This is a genomic window from Nonomuraea insulae, from assembly GCF_042656245.1.
Map to the genome: position 1 here is coordinate 119,853 of NZ_JBHSPA010000037.1, position 18,521 is coordinate 138,373.

The following is an 18,521-nucleotide window of genomic DNA, read 5'->3' on the forward strand; positions in this document are numbered from 1 at the left end:
TCCTAGCTGAGCCGTTCCAGCACCCCGCGGGCGCGCAGTTCGGCGATGTGCTCGGCTGCCCGCTGGGGCGCCGTCCCGCCTCTGATGAGCAAGCCCGCCTCGATGTTCCGTGAGACTCCCGAATGCGTGAGGTTGGCGCTGGAGACCAGCAGTACTCGCCTGTCGGCGACAGCGAGCTTCGCGTGCATCTTGGATCCCTGCGTGCTTCGGCCGGCAGTGGGCCAATGCCAGAGCTCGAGCCCAGGCACGGAGGCGAACGCGGTGGCAGGCTCCGCGCCGCTCAACGCCGAACCCGCTCCCTGCAGCGTCTCCACGATCGCCGCCACACTCACACCACGACTCACCGCTAAGCCGAGGGCCTCCAGAAGCGGGCGGTACGGCTTGGCCGAGTACGTCATCAGCATCAGCTCCCGCTGAGACTCCCCCACCACGTCCACCAGGACCTGGGCCGTCGCCCGAACGGGAACGGCGTGGCTGCTCGGGCCGCTCCAGACAACGTCGACCCGGAACGCGCCCGAGTGCTGAGAATGCCCGTCCGCCACCCCGCGCAGATAGGCCGCCACCTCCAGATCAGAGATCGACTCAGCGTCACGGGCGTCCAGAATGGCCGCGGCATGCTCGGCGAATCCGGGTACCGGCACCGCGCCCGGTATCGCCGCCCGCGGCCAGCCCGCGCCGATCCTGTCGGCCAGAGTCCTGAGCCTGGCGGGGCCGAGCTGGGCGGCGGCCTCAGCCGCCGCCCGCTCGAAGCGTGGGTGTCCGCTCACGGCAGCTCGGGGTAGAGCGCCAGATCGGGGTCGTCGATGGGAACGACGAACCGGCGGTCGAGGAAGCGGTTGCCGCGTTCGCACGTCGTCTCGGAGACGAACAGGCAGACGTGGCAGGCCGCGCCGTGCAGGAAGTCGGCCGGCTCCTGGGGTAGCCGCTCGGCGCAGAGCGGGTCCGATGAGCAGTGCATGGCGTCGTGCAGCGCCCGCCGGGTCAGTCGTGTCAGGTTGGCGGGCTCGGCCAGGGACACCAGGCCGCCCAGTGTGCCCTCGGCGTCCGGGACGGCGGTGTAGATCAGGATGCCGGTGCGGGGATCGTCGTGGCTGCCGGCGTAGATCCGTTCCGACAGGCTCGCCGCGCTGTAGCCGCATTCCAGGGCGATCGTCCGGATCAGCAGGTGCGACAGCGTGTGCAGGGCGTAGAACCGGGCTCCGGGCCAGTGCTGCATCTCGTCGAAGGCGCCGCGGATCCGGTCGCTGTAGCGGTGTCTGCGAAAACGCGCGTAGGCGTCCTGGTGTTCGCGCAGGGCCAGGGTGTTCTCCACCCGTTTCTCCCACGACGACATGAGGTCTTCGGGGAGTTTGAGGAAGATCCCTTCTCCGCGCACCTCACTGGCGGGCACCCAGGTGGGCCGGTCGCGTGACAGCGGAGCCCGGGTCACCAGTTCAGGGTCCTCGGGGTCGGGGGCGTCCAGCCTGGTGAACCCGATCAGCGCGCGGACCTCACGAAGCCGTTCGGCCTGGACTACGTCGGCATAGATGCCGCGCAGCGGTCCCGGCACTCCGTCGGGGTCGCGGCGCAGGGTGAAGTCCTCGTTGGGTTCCGGGAGTTCCTGAGCGGCGAACACCTCCCACTCCGCTGTTCGCAGATCGGGATAGCCGTCGTTCGTCGCGAGCTCCGCGCCCTCCAGTTTGGCGCGGTGGCGTTCCATCGCCGCCCACAGCGTCTGGTCGTCCCACTGCTCGAACTCTCGCAGTGCCGGCACCGCACCCCGGATGAAGGGAAGCATGTTCGGCCCCGGAATGCCGTGGAGGCTGGGATCCCAGTGCTGGGCGACCTTGGCGTCCAGCACGCTGCCGCCCGCCTCAGGCACCCAGAGCGAGGACAGAGTCTGGGCGAACCACTGGTTGGAGGCGCCGACCACCAGAACGCGTACCGGCCGGTTGCAGGACTGGAAGGTGGACAGGTGCGGGTGGCGGCCTCGGCAGCCGGGGAGGTTCTGCTCGCCGCGCCTCCCCATGGCCTCGGTGATGTTGCGCTTCTGGTCGCAGCGCTCGCACTTGATCTCGACGTTGGCGCCCATGTTGCCGCCGCGGTCGTACATGGTCAGGGGCGGGAACTCTACTTCGCAGGCGCCGCCCCGGTGGACGAACGGCACGTAGGGGAAGTCGTCGAAGTGGCCCGCCGTACAGGCGAGCACGAAGCGCGCCGCCACCGCCAGCGGCCTCGGGCCGGCCTTCTTGCGCCCGCAGGTCTTGTGGAAGAACCGGGCCTCATGGGGTGCGTGCGCCTTGGGGTTCTCGAATCCGAAGACGACTTGCGACTCCGTCGGCGCGAGTGTGTTGCAGGCCGTGCAGCGCATCCATGCCGGGAAGGGCATCGTCGGGACGCCCACCTGGGCGGCGGCGCCGCTGTCGTCACGGTCCGGCAGCCAGGGCGCGGGACGCAGCTGCGTGATAGTCCTGCCCACCAGGGTCTGCACCGCGGCCAGCAGCCGCGGCTCGGCCAGCGGCTCCCAGTCTGGAATCTTCCGGTATTCCTGCTCCCAGTCGTCGAGCCCCTTCACCAGCACGGAGAAGTTGGGCAGGTCGACGAGTGCGCCGACGCCACCGGTGAACATCAGGTGGCTGGGCCGGACCGCGCCGACCCTGCGGCGGTGACCTTCGGGCTTAGCCACGGTTCTCTCCAAGCTCGTCGCCCTCGGGCGCGTCGTCGTCCTCGTCCACTCCGGCCTTGAAACTCCAGGCCGGCGCCCCGTACGCGGGGGCGAACATCTCCTCCAGTCGGGGGACGAGCAGATTGATCTCGCTCTCGGTTTCCCGCATTGACTGGCCGACCGTCATGGTGTCCCAGGGTCCGTCACCGGCCGGTCTGAGCAGACCCGTCAGAGGTTGCTTGGTGGAGGAGCTGGCCTGGTAGCCGAGCCTGATCTGGCCGGTCCGCTCTCTGGCCCACCGGTCGGTCACCACGTTCAGCCGCTCGAGCAGGTAGTCGCGGCCCCGCTCGCCCGCGACCGCCTCCGCGCGGGTCAGGAACCGCTGGCGAATCCGGTCTGCGACCTCCCCGTCGAGCGGCACGTCGTGGGCGTCGGTGTTGCGGGAGTAGTTCTCCTCGGCGTTGCGAAGCGCCGCCACGAAGGCGGCGGCCACACCACGGTCCAGGGCCCTTCTCGTGTACGGCGTCACCGACAGCGCCTCCACCTGCCGGTAAAACGTGGCGTGATAGTGCTCGAAGTCCTCGAAATGGGCCAGGTCGCGGGGCCGGGACCAGTTGTAGAGCGTCACCACCAGCCCGGGCTTCTCGGCCTCACGACCGACGCGGGAGGAGGCCTGGATGTACTCCGCGGTGTTCTTGGGCTGGCCGACCACGACCATCAGCCCGAACCTGGAGACGTCCACACCGACCTGCAGCATGGAGGTCGCCAGCACCACGTCCACTGGAAGTCTCCGGCCCAGCCACCTGCTTGCCAGCGGATGCTCGCGACGCTTGTCGCGACGTGCGAAAGCCAGCTCCGTGCGTAGCGCGAGCTTGCGTTGGGAGGTTTCGTATTCGGGAACGAAGCCGACCTCCAGGTTGCGCAGGACCTCGCTGATGTCGGTGGAGGAGATGCGCGAGGTCAGCTCCTGGACGGTGAGCATCTCCAGCCTGGTGGCCAGCCGGTCCGACAGGCCCTTGCGCCTGCCGTGGGTGCGGATGCGAGTCGTCACGTCGTCGTCGACATAGCGCCGCATACCGGCCAGCTCGCGGGTGGCGTTGAAGTAGCCGACCATGGTCATGTACGGGTCGGCGGCCTTGCCGTACCGGTCGAACATGGTCTGTCCGGCGATGAGCAGGATCTCGGCGAGCCGGATCTCAGCCGACTTGAGCCGGACGCCGTGCGCGCACACGCCCAGGTAACGCCGGCCGGGGGTCTCGGGCGTGAGCGGCACCTGGCGCGAGAAGAAGGTGTCGGCGACGTCGAGGACCTGCGGCGGGAAGATCGCGAGGTCCCTGGCGAAAACGCCGAGCACCTGCGCGTCGGCGCGTTTGGTGGTCGCGGTGGATGCGACGATCTTCGGGCCGTAGCCCTGACCCCAGGTGCACAGCTCGTCGACCGCGGCTTCGAACAGGCCGACCGTGGTGCCGAGTGCGCCTGAGATCAGGTGCAGCTCGTCCTGGATGATCAGGTCCGGAGGCCGGAGCCTGGTGACCGGCTGTGCCTGGCTGGCAGGCAGCGCGCCCTTGGCGTTGTGCCTGGGCGTGCAGCCGGTCTTGGCGTTCAGGTCCTCGTGCCGGTATCCGTGGCGGGGGCACTGCTCCCTGATCCGGCCGAACAGGTGACCGGCGAAGCCCCGCCACGGGAGCTGGGCGTATTTGTCGACGGTGGCGATCACCAGGGACGGGGTCAGCCGGTAGATCTCCTCGTCGACGGTGAGGATGGGCAGGCCCTCGCCCGGCGACATGCGCCGGGAGAAGGGGCACGCGTTCTGGCCTTCGCCGTTGGAGCAGTAGAGCAGCACTCTGCGGCGGTCGTCGTCGATGTGCAGGTCCTGGTGACCCTTCAGAGCCTCACCGCACCACGGGCAGGTGAGCGTCTGCAGGACGTTCGGCCGCTTTCCCTCGGGGGCGGACCTGGCGTCACCGACCTCCTTCGCCGCGCCTTCGAACCAGTTCGGCGAGACCGAGCCGCCGACCCACAATCCGATGCGGAACGGGGTGCTTCCCCAGGTGCCCTCGTCCGCCCTGCGGATCATCTCCGCCGCGCAGACCAGCGCGGACGCGCGCTGGAACTGCTGGGCGGTGAGCAGGCGCAGCGTGTAGCGCATCAGTACGGCCACGCCGTCGAGCCCGCTGCGGGCCTGCTCGGCCGTGCCGACGACCTTCTGCAGTCGGCGGATGGCGAAGGTGTAGGCGGTCAGGCCGAGATAGGCCTCGGTCTTACCGCCACCGGTCGGGAAGAACAGCAGGTCGGCGGTGGCTGCGTGGTCGGCGGCTCGTTCTGGGTGTGCCGGGTCGCTCAGTGAGGGCAGGTTGAGCAACACGAAGGCCAGCTGGAAGGGGCGCCAGGACGCGGCCTCCACGCCCTTGGCCAGCACCACCGCGTCGGCCTGCTCGTAGGTCAGGCCCTCCTCCTGCCGCTTCTTCGCGATCGCGGAGTGCCGGCGCTGATCGGCCATGGCCTGGTTGGCGAACCGGAACGCGCGCAGCGCGTCGAGGTCGGTTTCCAGCAGTTCGATGCCGAGGCGCAGGCGTTCGGCGGCGCGTCTGGCCTTGAACACGGCGTTCTCGGCCGCCGCGCGCAACGCTTCAGGCAGCGTCGGGATGTCCGCCTTGCGCTGGTCGAGCCAGGCGGCGTAGCCGTCGGCCAGCGGGGCGAGCCCGGCTCGCAGCCCGGGCAGGTCGGCTTCCGCCAGGGCGTCCATCGACAGCTCTACGCCCGGGATCGGCGGTGCGGTGGTAGCCGGGACGTTGGAGACGGGCAGCCAAGTGGTGGTCAGTTCGTACGCGCACCGCTCGCGGTCGTGCAGCTTGGCGTGGACTGCCGTGTTGCGGCCTGAGGCGTAACGCCTCTCGCTCCGGTAAAGGAGGCGCAGGTGGGAGTCCTCTTCGTCGAGGACCGGGCCGCCGCCGTCGAGAGGGTCGTCGATCGGCAGGAAGATCGATGCGCTGCCGTCGAGCGCCCGGACCCGGAGCTCGGCCTGGAACAGCCAGCCCTCGTCCTTGTTCTTCTCCGGCTCCTGCTGAGTGTTGATCAGCGAAAGTTCGACCACGCGGTGGCCGTTCGCCGCGCGCACCGTGACGGCCAGGTGCACACCGGGATCGTCACGCTTGGCGACCGTGAGAGGGACCCAGAAGTTCGACTCGCCGTCGAGCGGGATCTCCTTGTCGTAGCTCACGGGCTCGCGGGACCAGGTGCGGACCTTCTTGCCGTCCTCCTGCTCGACTTCGCTCTTGCCGTAGCGTCCCCAGGACGCGGTCACGGCGATCGTGTTCACATCGGAGGGGACCGCGAACGACAGGCCCATGGACGAGGCCCAGATGCTGCCGAGGTTCTGCGCCGTCATCACGTCGGGCAGATCCGCCTCGGTGGCGTCGCCCTCGACACCGGTCTCCGTGTCCGGGACAGCGTCGGCTTCCCTCAGGGTGGACGTCGTCGAGCGCTTCGGCCCGATCATGCCCACCAGGTAGCGCTCGCGGGGACCGCGCATGCCCGGCTTGAACTCCTCCAACCGCCCATCCCACGGGCCGAGCAGGTCACGGCAGACCAGTTCCTGAAACTCGTCCCTGACCTGGTAGGAAGTGGCCTCCGCGAATTCCTGCGGCACATCCAGCGGCGCCGGAGGCTCCTCTTCCTGGGCGGACGGGGCCTCGGGCTTCAACTCCAGGGTCTGCTGCTTGTCGCCCAGGTCGGGGAACAGGTCTTCCTGGTCACTCATCACCGGTCAAGCTCCTCAACATCGCTCGGTCCTCTGTCCGCCACGGAGCGTGCGTTCATCAGAACAGGCCGCCCTGGGATGCGGACTTCTTGGACTTCTTGTCGTGCAGGCCCTTGGCGACCTCTTCGGCGTAGCGCGCATGGTTGAGCTCCAGGAGCCTGTCGACCAGCTCTCTCTGTACGGCGGGGCCGACGGTGTAGCGCATCTCCCGGCCGCCGATGAGGTGATGGCCGTGGTCGAGCTGACCGATCAGGTCGTCCCAGTTGTACGCGCGGAGGGTGGCCTCGTCGATCGCGCGGTGGATGGTACGGAGCTCTTCGATGTCGTCGTCGGTGTTCTTGGGGTCGTTGACCAGGTTGTAGGTGGCGGTGAGACCGGCCTGGCGGGAGAGCATGAGGCTGCGGCGGAAGGTGTCGAGCCGGTCGCCGAGGTCACGCATCTCCTGGGTGAGCTCGGGGAGCGGCAGGGTCTCGAACACGTCTGACGCCGTGTAGCGGAGGTCCGCCTTCATCGACGACGCTCGGGCTCGGGCCCACCAGTAGTGCGGGGCGCTCGACAGCAGCGCCAGCATCGCCGTGTCATCCGTGGCGAACACGCCGAGCGTGTGCATGAACACCTGCCCGGTCGGCACCATCACCGGCATCACGACCTTGCTCACCAGCGTGATCACAATGACCCGCTTCAGGCGGGCAATGGCCCCATACAGCTTGGAAGCTCGTTCACCGTATTGCCACCATCGCTCACGGCGAACTTGACGATTGTTCTTGTCACGTTCGGGCTTAACCAGGCGAAGGGCTTGGTCAAACGGCTCACGGTACGTCTCTGCCCTGGCCATCGGCCAGTCCTGGAAATTGATAACCCATCGGCTGGCAGACGAGTCGGGGCGGGAGCTGACATCCTGGCCATTGATGAATGGGGAAAGAACTTCTGCGTTACGTGGGTCCCATTCGATCATCGCTGATGCGGCGTGCTCCGACAACGTGAAGCCAATTCCATCGATCTTCGATGCCTGGAACGCAACTCTTTGACTGGCATCCAGTCGCCCCGGGTTGCCAGTGACCCTCGACTCAGGATCGAGCGATGGAGTGATGCCTGTCACGACCACCCCATCATGGAAGCGCTCGGATTTCTCTCCTGGCCTAATGCGACTGGTCCAAATCGCGCAGTACTCCAGCACCGCGCTCCGGGATGGCCACGGCTTACTCTTAACTGCGTGCCGGATTTCAATCCCGCTCGCAGCAAGCCGGTCTAGGCCAACCTCACGAGTATCGCCCTGGGCGAGAGTATTGGTGGCGATCAGGCCAGTCTGCCCGGTCTGGTTGAGCATTTGATGGGCGCGGAGCACGAAATATGCCACGAGATCAGCGTTTCCTTTTGCTCCGCCGGCGTTCGCCTGGACGAGGTACTCCCGATAGGCCGATCCGTTGAAGCCGCTGATCTTGGATCCGCCCAGGAACGGCGGATTGCCGATGATGGCGTCGAAGCCCGGACCGTCCGAGCGCGGGCGAACCACGACATCGCCCGGATCTGCCCCACCGGAAAGGTTGCCCTCGAAGACCTCGGGGAACACCAGCGGCCAGTGAATCGGGTGGCGTTCGAAGCCTCCGCGAACCTTGTCGGTGTCAAGCCATTCACGGCGCTGCTGTCGCGCCTCGACCTCGGCCATGGCCGAGCCATCGCCGATGCGGCGCACGTAGTCGGCGGCGAGGATTGAGCCGTCCCGCAAGCCCACGACCCCTCGCCCAGCATGGGCCAGGGCGGCGCCCACGGTCAGGTCGGCGAACAGGCGGGCCTGGGCGGTGGTCAGTTCGGCGTCGGCCAGAAGTGCTCGCTTCTTGCGGAGGGCGCCGAGCGGGTCGTCGCCGAGCGGGATCTCGGCCAGCTCGCGCCGTGCCTCCGCCACCTGGTGGGCCACCGTGCGCGCACCGGTCGCGAAGTTCTGGAGTGCCCGCTTCTCGTGGATCTCCCGGCCCTTGCGCGCGTCCATGTGCAGGACTTCGAGCTGGTCGAGTGAGGTGATGCCGAGCAGCGCGTCGCCGGCGACCAGACGGTCATCGACAAAGGTGAAGGGGCGACTCGGGTCCATGGAGACGAGCCAGAGCGACAGCTTCGCCATCTCGACGGCCATCGGGTTGATGTCCGCTCCATACAGGCAGTGCTCGATGATGGTCCGGCGCGCGTCGATGATCAGCGGATCCTCGTCGGCGTCGGCCGTACGATCCGCTGCGAGATAGGCGACCGCGCGGGGATCATCCTGACGGGACCACGCCTCGACCAGGTGACCGGCGAGGTAGCGGGCGGCAGCCACCAGGAACGCCGCAGACCCCATCGCGATGTCGGCGATCTTCAACGCCAGGATCTCGTCCGCCGACTTGGGCACCCACTCGGAGCGGTCCGCGGTCTGCAGCGGCCCGACCCGGTAGACCAGCGGCTCAAGGGCACCCTCGACGACCTGCTCAGCGAGAAAGCGCGGCGTGTAGTGGGTGCCGGTGTTCTTACGCAGGGACGACTCGGTGACGTAGAGCCCGCCCGGCAGGATGACCACGGGCAGGTCGCGCAGGTCGGTCCGGATGATTCCGTAGAACGGCAGCAGCCGCTCGGCGAGGTCGCGGTCTCCCCCGGTGACCGCGAGCAGCAGGCGCAACGCCTCCACCTGTTCGGCGTCACCGAGGGGGACGAGCCGCTTGGTGACGGCGGCGGCCGTACCGATGCCAGAAGCCTTGTAGTCATCGGCCAGCTTCGCCGCGAACCCGTCACCGGAGCCGGCGAGCAGCCGCTCCAGGTGGGAGAGGTTCACCTCCTCCTCCAGACCGGGCTTGCCGACCAGGCCGACGACCGTGTCGGTGGCGCGAGTGCCGTCGTAGGAGAGCAGGCCCTCGTAGACGTAGCCGATCTGTTCGACGTCGAGCGCGCGGAAGCTGAGCTTGCGTCGCTCGCGGGTCTTTCCGGTGCCGAGCTGGACGTACTGCACGGCATTGAGCATGTGGAGGACGGTCCGGTCGTCGATCGACAAGGGCAGCCAGGCGTAGACGTCCGGGTCGAACATGGAGCCGTCATGGGCGTGCATCTTCAGTCGCGGATGATCGACACCCGCGTAAACGGCGTTGAACAGCGCCAACAACCGGTGCCAGGCGGCCTGGGTCTGCTCCAGGTCGTTCTCCGAGCCTTCGAGGGCGATCTGCTCCAGCTCGGCGTACAGCCCGCCCGCGGAGTAGGCGTTGGCGTAGAGCTCGTTGTCGGCGGGCAGCAGCCCGCGTTCCTCGGCGAACAGCAGGAACACGATCCGCATCATGACCGTGACCGCACCCCGGTAGACCTCGTGCGCGGTGGCGTCGCCGACGCCCTCGCCACCCGCGTCGCGGTCGCGGGTGTCGGCGCGGCCGATGGCGGCCACGAGCAGTTCGACGGCCTGTCGGACCTGGACGCCGAGGGCCTCGGTGATGTCCTCCTGGCTGTCCAGGCTGGCCCGCAGCAACGCGGGCAGCGTCTCCCCCTCCGGGAAGGAGAAGAAGCGCGCCCGGTTGAGCAGCGACACGAAGGCACGTACGACATCGCGTTCCGCGGCCTCCGGCCAGGAGATCGCGTCGAACACCGCGCTGGTGGTGACCCCGCCGCGGGGCGCCCAGACCAGCGCCCACCAGCGGCCGTCGGTCACCAGGCCCAGCTCGACGCCGTGGTGACGGCAGAGCTGCGCCACCCGGTCGACGGGGGTGGCGGACCAGTCTTCGCCCTTGACCCTGGCGGTGGGCTGGCCGTCGCTGATCAGGCCGATCAGCCGGGTGGTGTCAGGCTTGGCCTCGGCGCCCGGCTCGATCAGGGCGAAGCTCGGCACCAACGTGGTGTCGTGCTGAGGGACTTCGAGGGCGAGCACGTCCAGGCCTTCGGTGTGGAGCGCGTCGCCCCAGCCCAGCAGGTCGCGCAGGCCGTACAGAACCCAGTCCATGACCGGGCCGCCGGCCTGCCAGGTGCCGTGCTGGAGGCGCAGGCTCTCGCGTACCTGCTTGTCGAGCGGGTCCAGCGACGGCCAGGTACGCCTGAGCACGGGCAGGGACAAGAACGGGCCGGAGACCTCGACCAGGCTCAGCCACTCTTGGTGGACGCGGCCCGAGTCGATCGGCTTGGTGTACTTCATCGGGAGGCCTCCTGCGCGGGCACAACGAAGATCAGGGCGACGGGGAAAAGGTGTTCCTGCGGGTCGCGGTAGCGGGCGGCGATGGCCTCCAGCTCGCGGTCACGCTCCTCCGACAGCCGGGCGAGTCGCTTCTCCCACGACTCTCGGTCCTTCTTGTACTGCCTGAGCCCATCGTTGTCCTTGGTGGCCACGATGCGGCTGAACAGGGCGTCGTCGTCCTCGTCCTCGGCGAGCTTGGCGCGGAGCGTGGCGGCGAACTGGTCGAGATTGGCGGTGATCCGCTGCTGCTCGGACTCGCGGCGCTTGGCGAGCAGGTTCTCCAGAGACTCGCGACGAGTCTTGGCCCTGGCCTCGATCGCGTCGACCACGCCTGAACGCATCCTCGGCCACAGCTCGACGAGGCTTCTCTGCAGGTGCGGCGCGGCGGGCAGACCGCTGGTCAGCGCCCGATCCAGGATCGGGCCGAGCGTGCTGAGAGTGTCGAGGCGGCGGAACCGGCCGCTGCTCTGTGCCCAGCCTCCGGCGTACAGGACCTCCTCGTGCAGGCGCACGCCGTCGCCGCCGACCAGGACGTATCTGGCGTACGCGCCGATCAGCGTCGTCTCCAGGGCGGGGTCGTCGCTCACGACCGAGGTCACCCGGTGCAGGCCGATGTCGGGGTTGGACACGGCCGCGCGGAGTAGCCGGGTGGACATGGCGACCAGCGGGTGGTTGAGGTGCGCCAGGACCACGTCGTCGCGCAGTTCCTTGACGACCAGCGGGTCGAAGGTGATCGGGCGCTGTTTCGGAGTCTCGCCCTCACGGGTGATCTTCTCCAGCAGGCCGGCGCCGGCCCGCTCCCACGAACCGGTGAGCGGCGGCACTTCGAACAGCCCCTCAGTGAGGTGCTTCTCGTCGAGGTACGGCTTGAGCGGCTGCTGGCGAGCCAGGTCGAGCGCGGTGTCGACGACCCGCTTCACGCTCCGCGGAGTGATCCGCAGCTCGCCGATCGTCTCGTCGAGGTTGGAGCGAAGCCTGCGGACCTGGTCGCCGACGTTACTCTCGACCGGTACGTCCTCTTTGGGCGCGACCTCGTCGATGTCGTCGATGGCCACGCTCTCGCCGAGCATGCGGCGCTGGACCCGCTGCGAGATCACCGCGTTGACCGGGCCGAGGTCCTTCTTCTGCCGGGCGACCTTCTCGGCGATCCGGGAGAGGAACTCCAGGTCGGCTTCGTAGGAATCGACGCTCTCGCCCTTGAAGGCACCGACGAAATGGCGGATGTCGGGGGCGTTGCGCTGGCCGTACCGGTCGATGCGGCCGATGCGCTGCTCCAGCTTGTTGGGGTTGAACGGGATGTCGTAGTTGATCAGCCGGTGGCAGTGATTCTGCAGGTCGATGCCCTCGCCCGCGGCGTCCGTGGCCAGCAGGATGCGGACCGGGTATTCGCCGGGATCCTTCTGGAACGCCTGCCGTACTCGCTCGCGCTCCTCCGCCGACATGCCGCCGTGCAGCAGCTCCACCCGGTCGAGGCCTTCCTGGTGAAGCAACTCGGCGAGCCAGGTCTGGGTGTCGCGGTATTCGGTGAAGACGACGACTCGCTCGTCGGTCCAGTGATGGTCGGGCCGGGTCACCGCCTTCAGATAGTCGATGAGCTCGCCGGCCTTGGCATCCGGGCGCACGGCGTGGCGCTGCGCCCAGCGCTGCATCTGGTTCAGCAGCTCGATCTCGTGCTCGGTGGCGCCCTCCTGGAGGGGATGCGCCCGGTTGACCGCGTCGTCCTCGGCCTCGGCGAGCGCCTCGTCGTCGAGGGTCGCGACGTAGTCCTCGTAGTCTTCGAGCCATTCGTCTGGTCCTTCGACCAGCTGGGCCCTGCTGTTGACGGTCTCGAGGTAGACGCCGACGGTGTGCAGGAAGGCGGCGGGGCTGGAGAAGAGCCGTTTCTTCAGCAGCAGCGTGACCAGGTCGGCCGCCTTGCGGCCTTTGGCCTTAGACAAGCGCTTGCGGCGGGCATCGGCGAACTCCTTGAGCAGTCCGTGCACCTCCCGCTCATTCTCGGGATAGTGCACGGGAATCGACCGGGCGCTGCGCTCCAGGAACCGCTTGGTGCCGTCGTCGTTGACGATGTCGCGCTTCAGCCGGCGTACGACCGTCTCCTTCACCGCGGCCGGATCAGGGTCGACACCGCGGGCGAACCGCTGGTCGTCGAGGGTTTCGAGCAGCGCGGTGAAGGACGCCTGGTAGCCGTTGTGCGGGGTAGCCGACAGGAACAGCCGGTGCGTGAAGTGCGGGGCGAGCATCCGGATCAGCCTGGTCTGCTGGGAATCGACCGCGTAGACCTGTTTGGGGGCGGCCGGTGCGACGTGATGCGCCTCGTCGAGGATGAGCAGGTCGAAGACTCTTTTTTCGGGATCCAGCATCTCGTTGAGCAGTCTTTGCGCCTTCTGCCCACGCAGCCACGGCAAGCTGACGATGGTCAGCGGGTAGACCTCGAACGGGTTGGCGGCGCTGCCATGGGTGCGGCGGACGACCGCGCAGCGCTCCGTGTCGACGATCGTGAAGTCGAGGCCGAACTTCTCGGCCATCTCGTCCTTCCACTTGAGCGTCAGACCCGCCGGGCAGACGACCATGATGCGCCGACCGCGGTGGCGCAGAAGCAGCTCCTGGGCGACCAGTCCCGCCTCGATGGTCTTGCCTAGACCGACATCGTCGGCCAGCAGCAGGTTGACCCTGGGTGCGTCGACGGCGCGCGCGACCGGCTCCAGCTGGTAGTCCTCGATCGCCACACCGGATCGGAACGGCGCTTGCAGGGTCTTTACGTCTGCCGACGTCACGGCCGACCAGCGGATCGCATCAAGAAACGCTCCCAGCTTGGACGGGGCGTCGAAGTCCGCGACCTCAGGGAGGGAGCCGCTGGGCAGGACCTGGCTGCCGGGCTCAACCTCCCAGATGACGTCGAGGGTGTGGCCGTAACGGCCGTCCTCCACACTCTGCAGGCTCACCAGCGTGCTGCTCTCAGCCGCTTCGATATCGCTGACCACCCAGCGTTGCCCGCGGACAGCGACCAACGCACCGATGATCGGCCTCTCTGACGTCACACTCGTCACCGCTCACTCCTTGTCGTGATCATCGACGATCACGCCGCAATTTTCACCGGACGCCCTCGCCTCAGGACGCGTGCACCGGAGCCTACGGCCATTCACCACTCCACGTCTACAGCAGCACTTTAACTGTGCGCTTGATTCACAGATAAGTGACCGCTAGGCTCAGAAATGCGCTTTAGGGCCCTCAGGGCCCACGGCATCGTCCTGGACACCGCGGACGACGCCTTCTCCACGGAGCCGCCACTGCCCGGCTGGCTGACCACTCCCCTCTACCTGATCTGGCCGCCGATCCCTACGCTGCGATGATCTGGCGCGCACGACCTGAATCGCTGTCTCGGCGACGCCATGCCGATATCCGCACCAACTGACTGGAGTTCACCTATGGCAGGACGTGGAAAACCCAACGTCGTCACCGTCGTGCAGGCGGCTCTGACGAATGGACCTGTGTCCGGAAACGAGCTTCTCGAGATCGTCCATCGGGCTGGGCTCCGGATCGACAAGGGGGTGTTATGGGAGACGTGTGCCACCCACGGCCTCGCCGACCTGCGAGACGACATGTGGGTGCCGCGAGGATGGGCGGAGCCGCAGGCCGAGCGCCCCGCCTTCTGGGGTTCGATTGAAGACCGGGCCGCCACCGAGGCGAAGCGGCTCGCCATGTCGCTTGGCCTGCCCGCGTACGAGCCCGTGCCTCCGGCAGGGCCGGTACCGCCGGGATGGCCCGAGGCGGCCAGGCAAGCGGCAACCGCGCTCCGCCACGAGCTGACAGCGGTCTCCAAACGCAGGGTCCAGACGGACGTACCGCTGATCGCGACCGCCGAGTCCGCGGGTCGGCTGAGACGCTTCGAAGCGCAGGGTGAGATAGGCGCCGCCGAAGGCACTCCCGCCACCTTGATCATCAAGAACCAGCCGTTCAAGGTGGAGATCGTGTCAGTGTTCGGCAGCGTCGTCACTCTGTCCATGCCATCGGATGCGCCGGTTACAGCCGAGGCGACCCTCCGCATGGATCTGTCCTGGCTGCTGACCGAGCAGAGCAAGCGGCTCAACGAACTGGTCCAGGGTGGGCCCGGCTTCCACGCCGTGGCCGCTCTAGCGGCGGTGACCCCACCCGAACCCGGAACACCCGCTTCCCTTACGAAACCAGTAGGCCCCCCAGGCCTCAACCAGGGGCAGCGAGCAGCCGTTCAGATCGCACTAGATCCTGGCTTGACCTGGCTTTGGGGCCCGCCGGGCACCGGCAAGACGACGACCATCGCCGCCCTCATCGCCGAGCTGTGTGCTCGCAAGCGGCGCGTCCTGCTGGCGGCACCCACCAACGCCGCTCTGGACGTGGCCATCCAGGCCGTGCTCAGGCGCCTGCCCACCCTCACCGACGGAGGGCTCGCCCGTATCGGCCAACCGGCCGACCCCTCCCTTGTCCGCAGCGTTCTCGTCGACGAGATCGCTGCCGCTCGGGGTGCTCCTCTGGCCCAGCGTCGTGTTGAGGCAGGCCGCCAACTGCGTGAACACCGCAAGGATCTGGACACGCTCAAGCGGCGAGACCTGGACCGGGCGGAGGAGACCAGACGGCTGCGGCTGGAGACACAGATCGCTGAATTGCAGGCGCTCCTGCGCGAATTGGACAGCGAACTCGTTCGAGTGCGGCGGCAGGTCTGCCGGGAAGCCACTGTGGTGGCGGCAACTGCTCACCAGCTCGCGTTGGAGACCCTCAAGCACCTCACCTTCGACGTCGTCGTTCTCGACGAGGCGAGCATGACCACAGCCGCCCTCACCATGCTGGTCGCCGGAGCCGGGAGGGGCCACACCATCATCGCGGGTGACTTCCGGCAGTTACCACCGGTCGTCATCGCCGACACCGAAGAGGTACAGGAATGGCTGTGCCGCAGCCCGTTCGAGAAGGCGGGCATCCCTGCGGCTGTGTCGGAGAGAAGGGACCCGCCCCGCTTGGCCACCCTGACTGAACAGTATCGAATGCGCCAGAGCATCGGCGACCTCGTCAGCACAGCCTTCTACGACAGGCGGCTTTCAACGGCGCCCGCCACGGCGGCCAGAGCCACGCGAAGCAAGGCGTCGTGGGCGAAGGCAGAGCTCATGATCGTGGACACCTCGCGTATGAGGAGCCGCACCGCGCGGAGGCAGGGCAGCCTGTCTCGCTACAACCTCGCCCACGCCCAGCTGATCGCGGGGCTCTCAGCCGACGCCACTGCGACGGCCCAGGATCTTGGCCTCATCACGCCCTTTGCCCCGCAGGCACGCCTGCTGGAATCGCTCCTGCCCGAGACTCGCCTGAAGGACTGGGCGGCTTCCACAGTTCATCGCTTCCAAGGTGGCGAAAGGGACATCGTCGTCTACGACACAGTGGACAGCGGGCGTGGAGTTACCCCGCTCAACCGGTGGTTCACCGAAGGCCACGCCGGCAGCGAAGGGGCGCGCTTGCTCAACGTGGCCGCAAGCCGGGCACGTGACCACCTTGTGGTGATCGGTGCGCTGGAGACTCTCCACAAGCGGGCCGCTGCTCGCGATCCGGTGTGGACGTTCTTCTCAAATCTCCTTGATCAGGCAACGCTCCTGCCATGGCGTGCGACCCTTTGCGGAGAGAGGACCGAGCTCATCGAAGATGAGCTGGTAGAGCGACTGCGAGACGACATCAAACAGGCTGCCACGGTCGATATGTGGCTGCCCCGCGGCTCCTTGCGTGCCCTGCCGTCGCTCCTGCCCGAGCTCTCCTCTCTTGCGGAAAGAGCCACGATCTGGGTTGAGCCTGATAAGGATGGCTACCTACCCGTTGAAGCCCTTCAGGCCAGGAGGGAAGGCGTCAACATCCGCGCTTGTCTGCCTATCCTCGAATCCAGCGCTATCGTCGGCGATGTCGTCTGGTCCTCATCGGAGTCGCTGCTCGGATCGAACCCCGGAGTGGTGCTCCGAACCGAGCATCGCGCCTTCGCGGATGCCGCACGACGGGCACAGCGTCGCCGTCCTGGCGCCGGAGCTCCAGGCAGCGGGCAATTTGGTGACGACTGCGGCCGTTGCCGCCGCATGCTGATCCGCTACGAGCGGGACCGACGCGGCAGGATCGGTCTCCGCTACGAGTGCTCAGCTTGTGGAACCTAGCCCAGCGATCGAGAACCGCAGACGGTACGACGGATGATCTGCTACTTTTTCGCCAGCTCGGGGAACACTTCACCGAGACCAGTCCTCTTCAGACCGGGTCCCGGGAACCGACTCCCGTCCCGCCTCCCGAACCTCGGCCTGGGCCGCTGTCCACAGTCGACTGCCTCTATCAGCCTCACGGTAGCTGGAGAACCCGCTGACCCACTTCGCGGGCAATTCTGATTGCTAGCCAGAAAGCTTTGTCCAGCGCCCACGAACGGCCGAGCTGAAACCAAGGATCAACTGATCAAGGCCAAAGCCTTATAACCCGCTGAAGCTGATCATCGAGAGGCCGAACTGGTGATGACTGAAGCTTATCAACTCACCCTCCTTCACGAGTACGGTCCGGCGGCCCATTACTTTCCCGTAATCGAGCGAATCCACGCGTTGGTGGCGGAGCGTGCGGAAGAACTGTCGGTTCCCCCGTTCTCACTCACCGTGGTGTTGTCCTGCAATATGAGCGCGTCCATTGCCCGATACGGCGAACCCGGATTTCACGCCGAACGGCTCGGAGGCATGGTCGCAGGCAAAACCCTTCCTCAGGTACGTGACTACTCCAATACCGTGGTCATTTTGGATGCTGCGGCCGATATGGACGTTGTGGATATAGTCCATCTAGCCACCCATGAATATGGCCACGTGCTGCAGGGCCGTCTCCGGACCGCTGCTGGTACTCGTCCAGCTCGACCTACCCGGGATCAGACGCCCGAGGAGACGGCTGCCATCCTCGCCTTTGAAGCTGCGGATGAATTCCGTTGTGACCTGCTTTCCAACGTGGTGCTCAACACAGTCACCCTGGACGTCGATGGCTCGCGCAGGCCCATGCACTTAGGAGATGCATATGGGGATGGCTACTTTGACGCGCTTGCCGGGATTCTCGACAGTAGAGTACATCCTGGATGGCCTGACCTGGTCGAGGCCTATCGCAATTGGAAGATCGACCTGGGTGCAATGTTCGGCAAGCTGGTGAATGAGGCCGATCAGGTATTGACGCTGATCGGCCATGCAGAGGCCGTCGCTCTGGCGAGCGGGCAGCCTCCCACGCTTGATCGCTTCCGGGCTCACCCCGCAGTGGAACGCTATCTCGCCCCGATGTGGACTCCCATACGCCGCGTCCTGGAGGGCGCCGTGATGATCCCGCCGCTGGCGGAGTTCGGAGACGTGGACCGAGCGCTACAAGATAGCGGGCGGGGCATCGTCGAGGCGTGGGGTCGCCTGGGCATTCAGGGGCGCCTAACCGAAGACCATCAGGTGTATCTGGATGTTGGCGATCCTGTGGAGTAGCTCAAGCCCATCCGAACGATAGGACGTAGTGGATGCATTGTCGCCACGTAGTCACGGGTCGCATCTGAGATGAATCACGGCAGGTTGTTTATCGACCCCGCCATCCAGTGACGCTCCGACCTCGTGCCGCGCGCTACTAGACTTATTATGGTTCGGCGACTCGGACCCTTCCATGGTTCATGATTAATACGAAGCACATGATGCTAGGCAAGAACGTCAGAGAAGTGAGGAATAGGCCATGAGTATGGAAAGTGACGTTTTAAGGGCAGGAATAACAAACGACTTAAAGTACTCTGTGCGTTTCGCACGTAATTTGAACAGTCTGAGATCTACAGCATTTCAGGGAGTCATCGCTCTATGCATGGCCCCTTACTTATCTCTATTTGTACACGAGTCGTACAAGAAGATCAGGGCACTCGACCCGACACTGCCCTCGTTGTTTTCGGAGGACGCCCGGTCGATCGTGGAACG

At 66.8% G+C, this 18,521-nt stretch carries 8 protein-coding genes; 3 read left to right on the plus strand and 5 right to left on the minus strand.

The window, feature by feature from the left end; genetic code table 11:
- Window positions 1-2 precede the first annotated feature (2 nt).
- From drmC to drmD, 5 genes are read right to left on the minus strand one after another with little or no spacing between them, the layout of a single operon-like run.
- Entirely contained in the window at window positions 3-767 is a 765-nt protein-coding gene (gene drmC, locus ACFPZ3_RS31810) for a DISARM system phospholipase D-like protein DrmC (RefSeq protein WP_379517975.1), read from the minus strand.
- Entirely contained in the window at window positions 764-2,665 is a 1,902-nt protein-coding gene (drmB, locus tag ACFPZ3_RS31815) for a DrmB family protein (protein WP_379517976.1), read from the minus strand. The genes drmC and drmB overlap by 4 nt, the downstream gene beginning before the upstream one ends.
- Window positions 2,658-6,404, minus strand: coding sequence for a DISARM system helicase DrmA (drmA, locus tag ACFPZ3_RS31820; protein ID WP_379517977.1), 3,747 nt, complete (start codon window positions 6,402-6,404; stop codon window positions 2,658-2,660). The genes drmB and drmA overlap by 8 nt, the downstream gene beginning before the upstream one ends.
- Before the next feature lie 58 nt (window positions 6,405-6,462).
- Window positions 6,463-10,536: an Eco57I restriction-modification methylase domain-containing protein gene (locus ACFPZ3_RS31825; RefSeq protein ID WP_379517978.1), complete on the minus strand. Its 4,074-nt coding sequence runs from the start codon at window positions 10,534-10,536 to the stop codon at window positions 6,463-6,465.
- A complete protein-coding gene (gene drmD / locus ACFPZ3_RS31830) occupies window positions 10,533-13,622 on the minus strand; it encodes a DISARM system SNF2-like helicase DrmD (RefSeq protein ID WP_379517979.1) in 3,090 nt (1,029 codons plus the stop codon). Before drmD ends, ACFPZ3_RS31825 begins: the two co-directional genes overlap by 4 nt.
- 165 nt (window positions 13,623-13,787) lie before the next feature.
- On the opposite strand from drmD, the gene ACFPZ3_RS31835 reads away from it, so the two are divergent.
- The 3 genes from ACFPZ3_RS31835 to ACFPZ3_RS31845 all read left to right on the plus strand — a co-directional run bounded on the left by ACFPZ3_RS31835 (window position 13,788) and on the right by ACFPZ3_RS31845 (window position 18,050).
- Complete coding sequence (locus ACFPZ3_RS31835) at window positions 13,788-13,925, plus strand: hypothetical protein (RefSeq protein ID WP_379517980.1); 138 nt, start codon at window positions 13,788-13,790, stop codon at window positions 13,923-13,925.
- Window positions 13,926-14,000: 75 nt separating this feature from the next.
- On the plus strand, window positions 14,001-16,727 hold the full coding sequence (locus ACFPZ3_RS31840; protein ID WP_379517981.1) for a DEAD/DEAH box helicase: 2,727 nt from the start codon (window positions 14,001-14,003) through the stop codon (window positions 16,725-16,727).
- Window positions 16,728-17,066: 339 nt separating this feature from the next.
- Window positions 17,067-18,050: a hypothetical protein gene (locus ACFPZ3_RS31845; RefSeq protein WP_379517982.1), complete on the plus strand. Its 984-nt coding sequence runs from the start codon at window positions 17,067-17,069 to the stop codon at window positions 18,048-18,050.
- The last annotated feature ends 471 nt before the right edge of the window (window positions 18,051-18,521 follow it).